Annotated in this window: 15 protein-coding genes and 7 tRNA genes; 3 read left to right on the top strand and 19 right to left on the bottom strand. The window is 52.9% G+C overall.

The window, feature by feature from the left end; translation table 11 throughout:
• Window positions 1-66: 66 nt before the first annotated feature.
• The 5 genes from L9P87_RS01360 to L9P87_RS01340 form a co-directional block, all read right to left on the bottom strand.
• The gene (locus L9P87_RS01360; protein ID WP_237442873.1) at window positions 67-543 is read right to left on the bottom strand and encodes a flavin reductase family protein; all 477 of its coding nucleotides are present in this window, start codon (window positions 541-543) and stop codon (window positions 67-69) included.
• Between the two features lie 166 nt (window positions 544-709).
• Window positions 710-1,183, bottom strand: a complete 474-nt coding sequence (gene moaE, locus L9P87_RS01355; protein ID WP_237442872.1) for a molybdopterin synthase catalytic subunit MoaE — start codon at window positions 1,181-1,183, stop codon at window positions 710-712.
• 2 nt (window positions 1,184-1,185) lie between these two features.
• Window positions 1,186-1,437, bottom strand: a complete 252-nt coding sequence (gene moaD, locus L9P87_RS01350) for a molybdopterin converting factor subunit 1 (protein ID WP_237442871.1) — start codon at window positions 1,435-1,437, stop codon at window positions 1,186-1,188.
• A gap of 33 nt (window positions 1,438-1,470) precedes the next feature.
• Window positions 1,471-1,956 carry a cyclic pyranopterin monophosphate synthase MoaC gene (gene moaC, locus L9P87_RS01345; protein ID WP_237444348.1) on the bottom strand — a complete coding sequence of 162 codons (486 nt, stop codon included), beginning with the start codon at window positions 1,954-1,956 and terminating at the stop codon, window positions 1,471-1,473.
• A 63-nt stretch (window positions 1,957-2,019) separates the two neighbouring features.
• Entirely contained in the window at window positions 2,020-3,105 is a 1,086-nt protein-coding gene (locus L9P87_RS01340) for an MBL fold metallo-hydrolase (protein ID WP_237442870.1), read from the bottom strand.
• A gap of 92 nt (window positions 3,106-3,197) precedes the next feature.
• On the opposite strand from L9P87_RS01340, the gene truC reads away from it, so the two are divergent.
• Entirely contained in the window at window positions 3,198-4,001 is an 804-nt protein-coding gene (gene truC, locus L9P87_RS01335; RefSeq protein WP_237442869.1) for a tRNA pseudouridine(65) synthase TruC, read from the top strand.
• Here the strand turns inward: truC and L9P87_RS01330 are convergent.
• From L9P87_RS01330 to L9P87_RS01285, 10 genes are all read right to left on the bottom strand, one after another.
• Window positions 3,984-4,676, bottom strand: coding sequence for a pseudouridine synthase (locus L9P87_RS01330; protein ID WP_237442868.1), 693 nt, complete (start codon window positions 4,674-4,676; stop codon window positions 3,984-3,986). The genes truC and L9P87_RS01330 overlap by 18 nt on opposite strands.
• Before the next feature lie 31 nt (window positions 4,677-4,707).
• Entirely contained in the window at window positions 4,708-6,873 is a 2,166-nt protein-coding gene (locus tag L9P87_RS01325; RefSeq protein ID WP_237442867.1) for a xanthine dehydrogenase family protein molybdopterin-binding subunit, read from the bottom strand.
• Window positions 6,870-7,352: a (2Fe-2S)-binding protein gene (locus L9P87_RS01320; RefSeq protein WP_237442866.1), complete on the bottom strand. Its 483-nt coding sequence runs from the start codon at window positions 7,350-7,352 to the stop codon at window positions 6,870-6,872. Before L9P87_RS01320 ends, L9P87_RS01325 begins: the two co-directional genes overlap by 4 nt.
• Window positions 7,353-7,532: 180 nt before the next feature.
• Window positions 7,533-7,608 (bottom strand) — tRNA-His (locus L9P87_RS01315).
• Window positions 7,609-7,691: 83 nt separating this feature from the next.
• Window positions 7,692-7,768 (bottom strand) — tRNA-Pro (locus tag L9P87_RS01310).
• A 283-nt stretch (window positions 7,769-8,051) separates the two neighbouring features.
• Window positions 8,052-8,128: transfer RNA gene (locus L9P87_RS01305), tRNA-Pro, on the bottom strand.
• A 19-nt stretch (window positions 8,129-8,147) separates the two neighbouring features.
• Window positions 8,148-8,224 (bottom strand) — tRNA-Pro (locus L9P87_RS01300).
• 27 nt (window positions 8,225-8,251) lie between these two features.
• Window positions 8,252-8,327 (bottom strand) — tRNA-His (locus L9P87_RS01295).
• Between the two features lie 24 nt (window positions 8,328-8,351).
• Window positions 8,352-8,428: transfer RNA gene (locus L9P87_RS01290), tRNA-Arg, on the bottom strand.
• A 17-nt stretch (window positions 8,429-8,445) separates the two neighbouring features.
• A tRNA-Pro gene (locus tag L9P87_RS01285) sits at window positions 8,446-8,522 on the bottom strand.
• Window positions 8,523-8,823: 301 nt separating this feature from the next.
• Between L9P87_RS01285 and folD the strand changes: the two genes are divergently transcribed.
• The gene (folD, locus tag L9P87_RS01280) at window positions 8,824-9,681 is read left to right on the top strand and encodes a bifunctional methylenetetrahydrofolate dehydrogenase/methenyltetrahydrofolate cyclohydrolase FolD (RefSeq protein ID WP_237442865.1); all 858 of its coding nucleotides are present in this window, start codon (window positions 8,824-8,826) and stop codon (window positions 9,679-9,681) included.
• A 75-nt stretch (window positions 9,682-9,756) separates the two neighbouring features.
• On the opposite strand, the gene L9P87_RS01275 is transcribed toward folD, so the two are convergent.
• Together L9P87_RS01275 and L9P87_RS01270 are read right to left on the bottom strand one after the other, a co-directional pair.
• Entirely contained in the window at window positions 9,757-10,632 is an 876-nt protein-coding gene (locus L9P87_RS01275; RefSeq protein WP_237442864.1) for an SDR family NAD(P)-dependent oxidoreductase, read from the bottom strand.
• A 210-nt stretch (window positions 10,633-10,842) separates the two neighbouring features.
• Window positions 10,843-11,292, bottom strand: coding sequence for a DUF3127 domain-containing protein (locus L9P87_RS01270; RefSeq protein WP_237442863.1), 450 nt, complete (start codon window positions 11,290-11,292; stop codon window positions 10,843-10,845).
• A 161-nt stretch (window positions 11,293-11,453) separates the two neighbouring features.
• Between L9P87_RS01270 and L9P87_RS01265 the strand changes: the two genes are divergently transcribed.
• On the top strand, window positions 11,454-11,789 hold the full coding sequence (locus L9P87_RS01265) for a hypothetical protein (RefSeq protein ID WP_237442862.1): 336 nt from the start codon (window positions 11,454-11,456) through the stop codon (window positions 11,787-11,789).
• A 66-nt stretch (window positions 11,790-11,855) separates the two neighbouring features.
• Here the strand turns inward: L9P87_RS01265 and cysS are convergent, their stop codons facing one another.
• Together cysS and L9P87_RS01255 are read right to left on the bottom strand one after the other, a co-directional pair.
• Window positions 11,856-13,259, bottom strand: coding sequence for a cysteine--tRNA ligase (cysS, locus tag L9P87_RS01260; protein WP_237442861.1), 1,404 nt, complete (start codon window positions 13,257-13,259; stop codon window positions 11,856-11,858).
• Window positions 13,260-13,318: 59 nt separating this feature from the next.
• Window positions 13,319-15,004, bottom strand: a complete 1,686-nt coding sequence (locus tag L9P87_RS01255; RefSeq protein WP_237442860.1) for a glutamine--tRNA ligase/YqeY domain fusion protein — start codon at window positions 15,002-15,004, stop codon at window positions 13,319-13,321.
• Window positions 15,005-15,182: the final 178 nt, after the last annotated feature.

The raw sequence follows: 15,182 nt of genomic DNA, 5'->3' as shown, positions 1-15,182 counted from the left end.
GTCATGGCTTTTTAAAAGGCGAAAAAAAAGACGTCTACACGCCTTTTTTTGTGTACTCGAAATCGATTAGCGAAGCTCAGCGTATTGACCACCGTGGAATACCAGCGGCTCGCCCGTAGGACTGTTATCCATCTCGGTCACTTCGCCCACTAGAATAATATGATCACCGCCATCGTGCTGGGCATTCATATTGCACTCAAAGGTGGTAATACAACCTTTCAATACGGGGTTGCCCGATTTACCGATACGGAAACTACCCTCGGGCAAATCGTGCTCACCCTTCTTAGCGTAGGCGTTAGAGACATCAATTTGGTCGCTGGCCAGTACGTTGACGGTAAAGCCCTTGGCGTTCTCAAAAACAGACCAACACTCAGAGTTCTTTTGAATGCTCCAAAGAATCAAGGCGGGGTCTAACGACAAGGCTGCAAACGAGTTAACCGTCATACCCATTGGCTTACCGCCTTCAGGGGTTGTTGTAATAACACAGACACCGGTGGGGAAACGACCCAGTGCGTTACGGAATTCACGGCTATCAAGACGCATAGAAACAACCTTTCATTATTGGTATGGCGAAGAGTTTCTCTCTTCGTAAAATTTATCAGCGGGCAAGTTAGCTAGCTCTCCGCGCCGATGCAAGTTAGCGATATTTTAACAAGACACCATTGACATGGCTGTCACTCAAATAGACTACGTAAGGTCATAACACCGGCTATTTATCCGATGCCCACCGTTCGCTGGCACTGCGATCTGATTCCCGGGCATCGACCCAACTGGCGCCATCGCTGGTCTGCTCTTTTTTCCAAAACGGCGCATCCGTTTTCAAGAAATCCATGATAAATTCACAGGCCTCAAACGCCATGCCGCGATGCCGAGAACTGACGCCGACATAGACAATTTGATCGCTGGGCAGCAAATCGCCCACCCGGTGAATAACGCTGATGCTGTGCAGCGTCCAGCGCTCAGCAGCCTGCTGACAAATGGCGGTAATGGTCTGTTCAGTCATGCCCGGGTAATGCTCTAACGTCATGGCTGAGACACCCTGATTATTATTGATGTCACGGACCAAACCGACAAAACTCACCACGGCACCAACATGGGGACCCACTGCTGTTAACCAGTTTTGCTGCTGCTGCACATCAAAATCATCTTCCTCAACAACCACGTTTATCGGAATCATCGTCATTGTTAACCGCCTGTTACCGGTGGGTAGAAAGCCACTTCATCACCCTGTAGCACGGGATGATGGTGATCAACCACCTGCTGATTGACGGCACAGATAATATTATCCGCGCCTAAAACCGCCGACCAGCGCCCGCCATGCTGGTCGACCAGTTGCTGCTTTAACTGTGCAACACTGCAACTTTCGGCCAGCGGCCACTGCAGTTGACGGCAATCGAGATCCTCTCTTACCTTGGCAAAGAATAATACGGTAACCACATAACCTCCTTTTGTGCGCGAATCAGAAGCCCATCAAGCTTGTTGATCAGCAATGTAATGACCCGATTTTCCACCCGACTTTTCCAACACGCGAACACCACCGATGACCATATCCTTATCGACAGCTTTACACATATCGTAAATTGTCAGTGCTGCGACTGAGGCCGCTGTTAACGCCTCCATCTCTACACCGGTTTGGCCGCCAAGCTTGCAGGTCGCCGTCACCAGCACCCGATTGAACTCTAGCTGGGGCTGCAGGTGTACCTTGACCGAGGTTAGCATCAACGGATGACACAGGGGGATCAAATCAGAACAGCGCTTGGCCGCCTGAATACCGGCGATACGGGCCACTGCCAACACATCCCCCTTCTTATGACCGCCTTCAACAATCAACTGCAAGGTCTCAGGCTTCATCTCGATATAAGATTCTGCCACGGCAATGCGGTGAGTCACTTGTTTGGCGGTGACATCGACCATCTGAGCATCGCCGGCGGCGTCTATATGGGTTAACTGCAAAATCCTAATCCTCGTTGTATTGGTTAACGGCAACAATTGACCGCACGCTGGCGGTCGATCGTCAAATTATACCGTAAGTTGCTCACCGGGTTGATAACCTTTATCGGCCTCAGCCACAACAGTGGCTGTAAATTGATGCACACCGGCGACCAAATCCCGCCGCAATTGACCACGGGACAGCAATTCGTGCAAATGTGCCAGACATTCGCCAAGAGCCAGCGTCATGACTGCGCTGGTAATATCACGTTTGAACAGCACCGGCAGCAACTCAACCGCCGTATGCGGCTGCTGACAGGCCACCAACAGCGCCTGCAAATGTTCTTCGTGGTGCTCGGCTAATTGCTCAAGACGACGATGCAAACCATAAAATGGTAGACGATGAGCGGGTAAAATCAGCAAATCATCCGGCAACAGCTTAAATCGTTCGATAGAGGCCAACCAATCCGCCAACGGCTCTGCATCCGGCTCAATAGCCAGCACGCTGACATTGGACGAGATTCCCTCAATCACCTGATCACCGGCCAGCAGTATATTCAACGCTGGGCAATACAGACAGGCATGCTCTGGCGAATGACCGCGGCCGACGACAACCTGCCACTGGTGCTTACCCCAGTCGAAGGTTTGGCCATCGCGCAGGCGAATATAATTGCTTGGAATAGGTTCAACCAACTTGCTGAAACCACCAAAGCCAGCCGTAATCGCGGTAACCTGCTGCTCGGACAAGCCAGCTTGGCTAAAATAATCCTGGGTGCGCCAACTGGTCGGCTTGCCCCGCTCCGTCGCAGTAAATGTTCTGGCATGGAGGTATTCGCCCTGCGACATATAAAAAGGCACTTTGAATTGATTGACCAGCCAGCCAGCCTGTCCGATATGATCCGGGTGCATATGGGTACATAGCACCGCCACCACAGGCCGACCGCCAAGATGCTGTTCGATTATTTGCAGCCACAGCGTCTGTGTTTTATCCCCCTTCATGCCGGTGTCGACAATCAGCCAACCGGTACCGATATCAATCAGATAGACGTTGATATGGTCTAATGCCAGCGGTAGTGGCATACGACACCACAATACCCCCTCAGCCACTTCAATTACGTGACCCGGTACAGGCGGGGTCTGAAATGGCGCGGTTATCTCTCTCATAGAACTACTCATATCATCAATCTGTTATTATGCCAGCCACTTTTACACAAATTGGCCATATTGAATACAGCAAGTTAAGGCTTTTACGTTAATATAGCCGTTTTATGATTCTGAATAGTGTTATGTGCGACAGTGATTCCAACCCTGCCCCGGCAAAAACTCATCTCGACATCCTCTATCTGGATGCGTATTACTGCATCGTCAACAAACCCAGCGGCTTGCTGGTACACCGCAGCTGGATAGACCCCCATGCCACTGAATTTGCCCTACAGCTGGTTCGGGATCAGCTTGGCCAATATGTCTACCCGGTACATCGTCTGGATCGTCCCACCTCCGGCGTACTGATGTTTGCGCTGTCGCCTGAGGCCGCACGTAGGGCGGCTGCGCTGTTTGAGCGTCATGACATTGAAAAAACCTATGTCTCCATCGTCAGAGGCTATAGCCCAGAAGCAGGTATTATTGATCACCCGCTGCGGGAGAAACTCGACAAACTCAGCGACAGACAGGCCCGGCCAGACAAGCCTGCACAAGAGGCTGTCACACACTTTCGCCGGCTCGCCACTATCGAGCTACCAGTCTGTGTCGACCGTTACCCGCAGAGTCGGTATTCACTGGTCGAGTTCAAACCCAAAACCGGTAGGAAACACCAACTGCGACGCCACAGCAAGCATATTAACTGCCCGATTATCGGCGATGCGAAACATGGCAAGAGCAGCCATAACCACTTTTTTGCTGAGCATTTAAAGGCTGACAGATTACTGTTGGCCGCCGTGTCACTGACCTTTAAACATCCCTACAGCGCTGAGACGATAGAATGCCTGGCACCCTTGGATGCCACGTTTAATCAGTTAATCGCACGTTTTAGCTGGCAACAGTCAATTGATCGCCGCTTACTTACCCCAGGGTAACGCCCAAGGTTCTTGCCAGTGCTCGATCAATGAGTCGGTATAAGGCGGCTCGAACCACTGGCCGCTGCTGGGCGGGCAGCGATACCGGTATTCGACACCGTTGAGAGTAAAGCGCAACGCATAGGCGTGCAGATAACCGCGGTCAGCGGCTTGGTCACCGCCTATAGCACCGCCGTAACGCTCGTCACCGAGAATGGCAACACCGATACTCTTCATCATCACTCGCAGCTGATGAGTCTTACCGCTGTACGGCTTGAGCAAATAGGCACGTAAACCCAGCGCATGCTGCTGGGAGACGAAGCGAGTCTTGGCCGGGTTATTAGTACTGCGCAACAGCTTATAACTACCACCTCGGGACTTGGTCATATCACCGACAATCAGGCCCTGCTTCTTGCGAGGCTTACCGCTGGCGATGGCCAAATAGTACTTCTCCACCGCCCTCGCCTCGAACAACCTACCCAATTCAGCAGCCACCTCCGACGTCTTTGCCAGCAACAACAGCCCCGAGGTCATCACATCGAGGCGATGAGCTGGATACAGCGGTTGAGCAAAGTCTTGCTTGAGCTGGTTGAACAGGCCGGGCTGACCCAGCTGCTCATCCTTATGGACCGAGACACCGGCTTGCTTATCCACCAGAATAAACGCCTCAGTGTCGGCAACAACCTTATACGTCACTACAACAAAGTCTTATATGCAATTGTTTTAACTATACTTTAATTGGAAGGGAGCGATGACGAACTGCGCTGGCCGCATAGAGCGCATTAGCAAGCGCTGGCGCCAACGGCGGCACCCCAGGCTCACCGACACCGGTGGGCGGCAGCGACGATTCAATCAGTTCGACGACGATATCCGGCGTCTCGTTGATTCTCAACATCGGATAATTATGGAAATTAGACTGCACCACCGCACCCGCCTCGATGGTGATCTCGCCGTAAAGGGCCGCGGTTAAAGCGAAGATGATCGCGCTCTGCATCTGGGTCACCACCAAATCAGGGTTGATCACCTGGCCGCAGTCGGCGACACAGTAGACGGTTTCAACCTTAGGCTTGCCGTCGACCATCGAAATCTCAACCACCTCCGCCACTGTACTGCCGAAACTGTGATGAACGGCAACACCCTGGAAGCGGCCCTCGACCTGCGCTCCCCAGTTGGATAGCACCTTAACCTGTTGCAGTACCTTGGCCTCGGCACTGTCCGCCGACAGATTGGCTAATCTAAAGGCCAGCGGGTCGCTGCCAACTTGCTCGGCCACCTCGTCAACAAAGGCCTCGACCACAAAGGCATTCTGCGAATGCCCCACCGATCGCCAAAAACCGATCGGGACTGGCGGTGTGTACTCGACATAGTCGACATTCACCTCAGCAAAGCCATAGGGTAGCTCTGCCGCGCCCTCCACCGAACTGCCATCGGTCGAGGCGACAAACTTACCCACGGTGGTGGCCACACTACCTGGCACCCACTCAGGGAATATCGTCTTCAGCGAGTCTGGCATAAAATCCCGCAGCAGGCTGGGGCCGACCAGCTTATGATGCCAACTGACCTTGTTGTCGGCAGAGATGGACGCCGACAGCTCGCTGTAGTGACTGGGGCGATAATAATCGTGGGCCATATCATCTTCACGGCTCCAAATAAGCTTTACCGGCTGACCGACTTGACGCGATACCATGGCCGCCTCAGCCATATAATCCGGCACGATACGTCGACCAAAGCCACCACCAAGAAAGCAGCTGTGTACGGTGACATCATGACGGGAAATACCCAGCGCCCTGGCCACCATATCGGCGGTGATATCGGCGCCTTGATGGCCGCCCCACAGGCTTACCTTGCCGTCGTGGTAATCCGCCACGGCATTCATTGGCTCCATCGTCGCATGGGCCAAATACGGCGCCTCATAGCTGACACTGAGGGTCTTATCGCCATCGGCGGCGGTAAACGAGCCCGCTGCGGTGATATTCTCACCCTGTTCACTGGCGGCCAAACGCTGCTGCTCGGCCAAAATAGACGCCGACGATAGATTTGCAGTGGCGCTGCTGTCCCAATTAACAGTGATTAATCCCGCCGCCTTGCGGGCCGGCCAATAACTCTTGGCCACCACGGTAACCGCATTGTTCACCGCGATGACATCGATAACGCCTTTGACCTTGAGCGCCTCTGCGGCATCAAAATCAATCAACTGACCACCAAACGATGGGCTGCGTAGCATCACCGCAGTCACGAAGTCTTCAGGATAGATATCGATGCCGAACTCGGCCTGCCCCGACACCTTGGCCTGGCTGTCAAGGCGCTGTTCTGACTGGCCAATATACTGAAAGTCAGCGGCGTCTTTTAACGTCAACTGCTCGGGAACCGGTAATTTGCTGGCAACCTTAACAAAACGACCATAGGGATGTTTTTTACCGTCGCTGACAATATGGCCATTATCGGTGGTTAAACCGCCGACAGGAACTTGCAGCACCTCTGCCGCGGCATTCAGCAACATGGCTCTGGCAGCGGCACCAACCTCTCGCAATGATTGGTATGAGGAGGCAATCGTTTGGCTGCCTCCGGTAATCTGTAAAAAGGTATCCGGGCTGGCTAATTCGCTGTTGACCAGACCGCTGAGTTCGGTGACAAACTCACTGGGAGCCAGATCAAATTCTTCGGCAACTATTTGGGTAATACCGGTCATCACGCCCTGGCCCATCTCGGCCCGGTGTATTTGCAGGGTGACGGTATTATCTTCGCTGATTGCTAGGAAGGCATTGGGACGGAAATCTTCGGCGCTGCCGTGTTGATACTCCCCCTCTTTACAGCCGGATAGGCTGAAACCCAGCGCTAGGCCACCGGTGGCGGTGGCAGATAGTTTGAGCAGTCCACGGCGAGAAAGTTTCATTGTGCCACCTCCACATCATCAGCTGCATTATAAAAGGTCGCTGCCTGCTTAATGGCGGCCTTGATTCTGGGGTAGGTACCACAGCGGCAGATGTTGCCCGACATAGCACTGTCGATGGCCTCATCGTCGGGGCTGCCATTGCTGGCCAGCAACGCCGCCGCCGACATAATCTGGCCGGACTGACAATAACCACACTGCGGTACGTTATGCGCTACCCAGGCCTGCTGTAAAGGGTGATTATTATCGCTGCTGAGACCTTCGATGGTGGTAATGTTTTTACCGGCAATAAAGCTGACCGGCATAATGCAGCTACGGGAGGCGACACCGTCGATATGCACTGTACAGGCGCCACAGAGCCCCATACCACAGCCAAATTTAGTCCCTGTCATTCTCAATTCATCACGCAACACCCACAGTAATGGTGTGTCAGCCTCTATATCGAGAGATTGATGCTCACCGTTCAGAGTAAACTCAACCATAATATCGTCCTGTCGTTTTATACATTTTATTAGAATGTCACCAAGTAATCCCTAGCAACATTAGCAGCCCGACTGAGTGTCGCAAAAGTAGTGGCAAAGCGAAAGTGCATTAAACTAATTTAATCAAAAACAATGGCAATAATGATGCTAAACAAGGAGATAAATGACAGGAGATAAAAATGGGGTGGATGACGGGGATCGAACCCGCGACCACCGGAATCACAATCCGGGGCTCTACCGACTGAGCTACATCCACCATAACGATTGACTGGTCGCAATGTAGTGTTGCACTACCGACCCTGTCATCGAACCACTGTTGACAGTTAATACTGTAAAAAGTGGTCGGGATAGAGAGATTCGAACTCCCGACATCCTGCTCCCAAAGCAGGCGCGCTACCAGACTGCGCTATATCCCGTACGATTGCTAAAACAGCTTGCTGATGAAGCTGGGCTAGCGGCGTGCATATTAATGATTTCTCACCGCAGGTCAACACTTTATTTCGCTTCTCTGAGATAGAGCTTAAATCGCTCACTTAATAGTCAGCTTTACCGGTAAAAAGAGCCATCATTGCGCCCCCAGGCAGCGCCAGCCGACTTTGTGCAGACGACAAGTATTAACCGCTAATAAGGCAGTGCTAGCAAAAGGACGAAGGTATTCGGCAAGAAATGGAGCGAGTGAAGGTGGCAACAGAGGAAAAATGGTCGGGATAGAGAGATTCGAACTCCCGACATCCTGCTCCCAAAGCAGGCGCGCTACCAGACTGCGCTATATCCCGATAAATGTCATACGTAAAATGGTCGGGATAGAGAGATTCGAACTCCCGACATCCTGCTCCCAAAGCAGGCGCGCTACCAGACTGCGCTATATCCCGATACTGTATGACTGACAACTGAATAAATGGGGTGGATGACGGGGATCGAACCCGCGACCACCGGAATCACAATCCGGGGCTCTACCGACTGAGCTACATCCACCACGGTAGGTATTACTTTCTTTAATGGCGCGCCCAGCAGGATTCGAACCTGCGACCTACGGCTTAGAAGGCCGTTGCTCTATCCAGCTGAGCTATAGGCGCCCTACACCTAAAAAAAGTGGTCGGGATAGAGAGATTCGAACTCCCGACATCCTGCTCCCAAAGCAGGCGCGCTACCAGACTGCGCTATATCCCGTACTGATTTTATTCAGTGAGCTACTTCCTGATCGTTGACCAGTGATAGCGGCGTGAATATTAATGATTCACCCCTGCTGCGTCAATCTCTATCTGCATTTATTTTGCCTTTCCCCCTAGCCTATGTGATTAGTTTTCAACTCGTTGCACAACAAATAAACAACCGTTAAAACAGCGCCTGACAAATGCAAACCGAATGATCAGGTTTTGCATAGTGATAAAGGCAGTGCGATAATTGCGCCCGCTTCAAGTTTGGCCATCAGGCCAACCAAACAGCCACTCTTCTACTTACAGGATTTACCATGCCAGCGCTTGTCCTCGACGGAAAAACCCTCTCTCAACAGACTGAAGAACAACTAAAATTGCGCGTAGAAGCGCTGAAGGCCAAAAACGGCAATCAGACGCCGGTACTCGCCACTATTTTAGTCGGTGACGACCCCTCCTCTGCCACCTACGTAAAAATGAAGGGCAACGCCTGTCGTCGTGTCGGCATGGAGTCACTGAAGATCGAACTGCCCACCGAGACGACCACCGAGCAGTTGCTGGCCAAGATCGATGAGCTCAATAAGGACGAAAATGTTCACGGCATTCTGCTACAGCACCCAGTACCCGAGCAGATCGACGAGCGCGCCTGCTTCGACGCCATTGAGCTGACCAAAGACGTCGACGGCGTTACCTGCCTAGGCTTTGGCCGCATGGCCATGGGCGAAGCCGCCTACGGCTCAGCCACCCCCGCCGGTATTATGCGCATCCTCGAGGGCTACGATATCGAGCTCTCTGGCAAGCACGCCGTCGTCGTCGGTCGCAGCCCCATCCTCGGCAAGCCGATGGCACTGATGCTACTCAACGCCAACTGCACTGTTTCTGTCTGCCACTCTCGCACCCAGGACTTGGAAAGCCACATCCGCCTGGCCGACATCGTCGTCGGTGCCGTCGGTGTTCCCGAGCTGATCAAGGGCGAGTGGATTAAAGAAGGTGCCGTCGTCGTCGATGCCGGCTACCACAACACCGACAAGGGTGGCGTCGGCGATATCGAGCTGTCAGCCATCACCGACAAGGCCAGCGCCTACACCCCGGTACCCGGCGGCGTCGGCCCGATGACCATCAACACGCTGATCCTGCAAACCTTACAAGCTGGCGAGAAGAAAGCCGGCCTGTAAAACCAAGCAGACATAAAAAAGCCGAGGCTGATCAAACAGCTTCGGCTTTTTTCAATATCTTAAACTAACCGATGACTACAACTGCGGAATCTCCGCCAGATTGATTGGCAGTTCTGCACCGCCGTAACGTTTGGCGCGTTCGTTCAGCGTCGCCTCGGCTTCTTCGACGTTGATCATAATGATGAAGCGGTTTGCCTTGATGCCATCGAGACAGTAACGGGCAAGCTCATCGAGGTCCTGGAAGTTAAGCTCCATGCCGGCGGCACTGGCGGCATCCTTAAAGTCTTCGATTGATGGAATGGGCTCGTAGTCGACTTCCCGGGTGAGTTCCTCTGGGCGGTTTCTGTCTGTGGTCCAGATACCGGTATCGAGCAGGCCACCCGATGGGTAGAAGATTGAGGCATTGAGCTTGGTGCCCTCGCTCTGCAACTGTGCACCCAGACACTCAGTAATGGTCGACACCGCCGCCTTACTGGAGGCGTAAACCGACTGATACGGCAGCGGTGAGATGCCGCCATCGCCCGATGAGGTGTTGATCACATGACCCTCTTCACCGGAGGCTATCATTTTGGGGACGAAGGACTGAATGCCGTGGACCACGCCCATGACGTTAACCCCGTGGACCCAGGCCCAATCGTTGGGTGTGGTTTCCCATACATTACATGAGGGCGCGGCAACACCGGCATTGTTAAACAGTAGATGACAGGCACCGTATTTTTCAAACACGGCAGCTGACAAGGCCTCGACAGAGTCCTGCGAGGAAACATCGGTGGCAATACCAGAGACTTCGCCGTGGGCGGCAAATTCTGCAATGGCCTTATCGAGTGCTTTTTGCTCGACATCCGCAACCACCACCTTGGCACCCTCGGCCAACAAGGCCAAGACAATGGAACGACCGATGCCGCTGGCACCACCGGTGACGACGGCAATCTTGCCGGTAAAATCCTGCATAACTTCCCTCTGTTTATTTTTATGTTTGAGTGGGTGTTACGCTAACATGCAGAAAAATCTACGCCATTTAATTATTGGTAAGGTCTACGTTAAATAGAATATCGCCCCCTGCCCGCCATCGTTGCTGCCTTTGTGTCGCTGTAAAACCAAAAAGCCTAGGGTATACCTAGGCTTTGTACGCGCAATGACAACGCTGACATCAATCGATGATTAAAATGGAATATCATCATCGTAGGCGGCGGTGCTGGCATTAGTTTGCTGAACCTGTGGCTGCGGTGCGCTTGGCGGGGTCTGATCGAAGCTATCGTAATCCGGCATTGCTTGACCGCCGTAACCGGCATCGGCCGCAGCGTTGTTATTGGCCGACTCGATACGCCATGCCTGCAAGCTGGTAAAGCACCTTTCACCATTGCCATTACCGGCCCATAGGCGGCCGGACAGATTGAAATGGGCAACCAGCTCATCACCAATCTTGTATTGATCCATCAACGCGCACTTGTCTTTGATTAATTCGAGGGCAACGTAATTGGGGTAGGCTGCATTTTCGCCCTCGCCCGTCAGCTTGATGACAAACTCACGTTTGGTAAAACCGTTGTTACCGTATTCGGTGGTCTGACCGATGGAATGGACTTCACCCTGAACTTCAAAACTCTTGGACATTGAATAAACCTTTGCTGATGATATTGGCCGCAGACCTCGACAAAAGCCTGCGACAACGGAAACAATAACCCACCATACTACAGTATCGATTTAGTCGATGTCCAAGCCACTTTTAATGGTTTATTATTCAAGCCATTATTTTGTCCAACGAAGCTCAAGCTATGAAAATTAAAGACGCCAGAGTCTACCCGCTCAGCGATATTGCCGCCCTCGCCCAGGCTGCGGTTCAGCAGCAAAACATCGGTATCGACCCCGTCATCGGCATCAGTCACCGACTGCGAGAAGCTGGTTTTGACGCCGACATGCTGACCATCGAAAACAAGGCAACCGACAGACGAATCCTGTTGGTGCTACACGATGACCAACCCGACACCGTCGACGTTGAATTTGGCCGCGGCTCTGAAGACCCGCGCTTTGCCTTCGAAAAGATTAAACTCTCGGCCCTGACCGAGGCGCTGTTTATTGACTGGATGGTACAACAACTGCGTCAACAGTAAATTCAGCCCAAAAAAATACCCGCTATGCAACCGGCAATAGCGGGTATTTTTCAATCAGGCTTCGCTTTAATCACGGCGCCAGGTGGTGCCACCAGCACCGTCTTCGAGTACCACGCCCTGCTCTTTGAGCTCATCGCGGATCTCATCGGCACGTTGGAAGTTTTTATCCTTCTTAGATTGAATACGCTCGGCAATCAACGCCTCGATCGCATCGGCTGATAGTCCTGCATCACTCAAACCTGCCTGCATATAGTCCTCGACATTTTCAGCTAACAGACCCAATACACTGCCCAGACTCTTGAGAATCTGCGCCTGCTCAGAGGCATCAGCCGCCTTGTTCGCCGTGGCGCTATTAAGTTCACGCACCGATTCGAATAATACCGAGATTGCCAGCGCGGTGTTGAAGTCATCGTCCATCGCCTCGGTAAAGGCTTTGACATAACGGTTGCCCTGCGGCAGCTGATCCAGCGCTAACACTTCGACGTCATCGTAGCCCCGTAGGCCGGTGTAGAGACGGTCCAGTTCCACCTTGGCGGTCTTGAGGTTTTCCTCCGAGTAATTGATGGCACTGCGATAATGGCTCCGTACCAACACATAGCGCACCACCTCGCGGTGATACTTGTCGAGAATCTCGCGGATGGTAAAGAAGTTGCCCAGTGACTTGGACATCTTCTCGCCATCGACGCGAACCGCACCAGCATGCATCCAATAGCGGGCAAACTCTTTGTCGTTGGCCGCCTCGGATTGGGCAATTTCGTTCTCATGGTGAGGAAACGGTAAGTCGGGGCCACCGCCGTGAATATCGAAGGTATCGCCGACACAGCACTTGGTCATCGCCGAGCATTCGATATGCCAGCCCGGGCGGCCAGGGCCCCAGGGCGACGGCCAGCTGACATCATCGGCCTTGGCCGACTTCCACAGCGCGAAGTCACGGGGGTCTTCTTTGATGTCACCGGTTTCGATGCGGGCACCGGCCAGTAACTCATCGGGATTCTTGTTCGATAACTTGCCATAGCCTTCAAACTTCGCCACGCGATAGTAAACATCACCGTTGTCACAGGCATAGGCATAGCCTTTTTCAATCAGCACCTCAGTCATCGCAATGATATCGCCAATATGATTGGTGGCACGGGGCTCCATATCAGGGCGGGCGACACCGAGGGCTTTTTCATCCTCGTGCATATGACCGATAAAACGCTCGGTCAATGCATTGAACTTCTCACCATTTTCATTGGCACGATTGATGATCTTATCGTCAATATCGGTGATATTGCGCACGTAGTTAACGTCGAAACCACTGCTGCGTAGGTATTTGGTAATCACATCGAAGGCCACCAGCACACGGGCATGACCGAGGTGACAATAATCGTAAACCGTCATGCCGCAGACATACATGCTGATCTTGCCGGCTTCCTGGGGGATGAATTCTTGTTTGCTATTAGTCAGCGTGCTGTAAATCGTTAACGCCATGACAAAACCTTATTGTGTATTGGGAATAATCCAGCGACCGCAAATGGCCGCTGTGGTTGTTACTTGCCCTTTGATTCAGACAGGCTGATGGTCTTGTTGAACACCGGCTTGTCTGCCGTGTAATCATAGCGGTCGGCAACATAGTAGCCCTCACGCTCAAACTGGAAACCCTGCTCTGGCGTGGTCTCGGCCAGCGACGGCTCACACCAACAGCTCTCAATCACCTGCAGCGAGTCCTGGTTGATGTGCTCCATGTGATCGCGGCCACCGAAGTCTGGCGCCTCGTGATCAAACAGACGCTCATAAACTCGCACCTCGGCCTGCACACCCTCACTGCAAGACACCCAGTGAATAACACCCCGGGGCTTCATCCCCTCTGGTGGGTTGTTACCCACGGTATCCGGCACAATCGAGGCCTTGATCTCTGTAATATTGCCGTCGGCATCTTTGATCGCCTCTTCGGCCTTGATGACAAACGAGCCACGCAGGCGAACATATTCACCCAGCACCAGACGCTTGAACTTCTTGCGGGACAACGTGGTGTCCTCGGTGAAGTCGGCGCGGTCGATATAGACACTGTCGGTAAACGGCAGTTTACGCTCGCCCATCTCCGGCTTGTTCGGGTGTACCGGCTGAGTCATCCAGGCAATACCACCCTCGGCATTAGCGGCCTCAAAGTTAGTAAAGCTGACCTTGACCGCGTTCATCACGCACATCGCACGTGGGGCATTATCGTTGAGGTCGGTGCGGATAGCATGCTCCAACATCGACATGTCGACAATACCGCTGGAGCGATTGACGCCAACCATGTCAGAGAAGTTACGAATCGCCTGAGCGCTGTAGCCACGGCGACGCATACCTGAGATCGTTGGCATTCTTGGGTCATCCCAGCCACCGACGACACCGTCATCGACCAGTGCCTTGAGCTTGCGCTTGCTGGTCACGGTGTAGTTGATGTTCAACCGTGAGAACTCGTATTGCTGTGGCTTGCTGGGCACCGGCAGGTGATTAATAAACCACTCATACAGCGGACGATGATCTTCAAACTCGAGGGTACAGATCGAGTGCGTCACGCTCTCTAGGGCATCAGACTGACCGTGGGTGAAATCATAAATGGGATAAATACACCATTTTTCACCGGTCTGGTGGTGCGGTATTTTGCGAATGCGGTAGATGATTGGGTCACGCATATTCATATTCGGCGAGGCCATGTCGATCTTGGCACGCAAGGCACAGGCGCCCTCATCGAACTCGCCATTACGCATCTGCTCAAACAGGGCCAGGTTTTCCTCGACACTGCGGTCGCGGAACGGGCTGTTCTTACCTGGCTGCTTCAGGTTGCCACGATACTCACGGGCCTGTTCTGCGTTCAAATCGCAGACATAGGCATCGCCAGACTCAATCAGATTGATGGCGTAGTCATACAGCGTGTCGAAGTAGTCTGAGGAAAACTTGATTTCACCATCCCAGTCAAAGCCCAGCCATTTGACGTCTTGCTGTATAGCGTCGATATACTCTTGGCTTTCTTTTTCCGGGTTGGTGTCATCGAAACGCAGATGACAGCGGCCGTTATATTTTTGCGCCAAGCCGAAGTTGATACACATCGAGTGGGCATGCCCCAGATGCAGAAAGCCATTGGGCTCTGGCGGGAAACGGGTCACGATTTCGCTGTGCTTACCCGAGGCAAGATCTTGCTCGATAATCGCGTGTAAAAAATTATTCGCGCTTACAGTACTGTCGCTCATTGATGCGTTCTCAAATTAGGCTAAAAAGCAGGGTGCCGCGGCTCTTCGACAAAGTGGCGTCTCAAGAGCCAAACAAACGGCTAGTATAACGGCACAGCGCCGATGATTAAACCGCCCAACAGGGCTTTGTCGCCCTCAATCAGCGAATTATCAGTTCTGATTCGCCATCGGCAGAGTA

Source organism: Sinobacterium norvegicum, from assembly GCF_923077115.1.
GTDB lineage: Bacteria > Pseudomonadota > Gammaproteobacteria > Pseudomonadales > Sinobacteriaceae > Sinobacterium > Sinobacterium norvegicum.
This window is presented reverse-complemented; position numbering and strand designations above follow the sequence as displayed.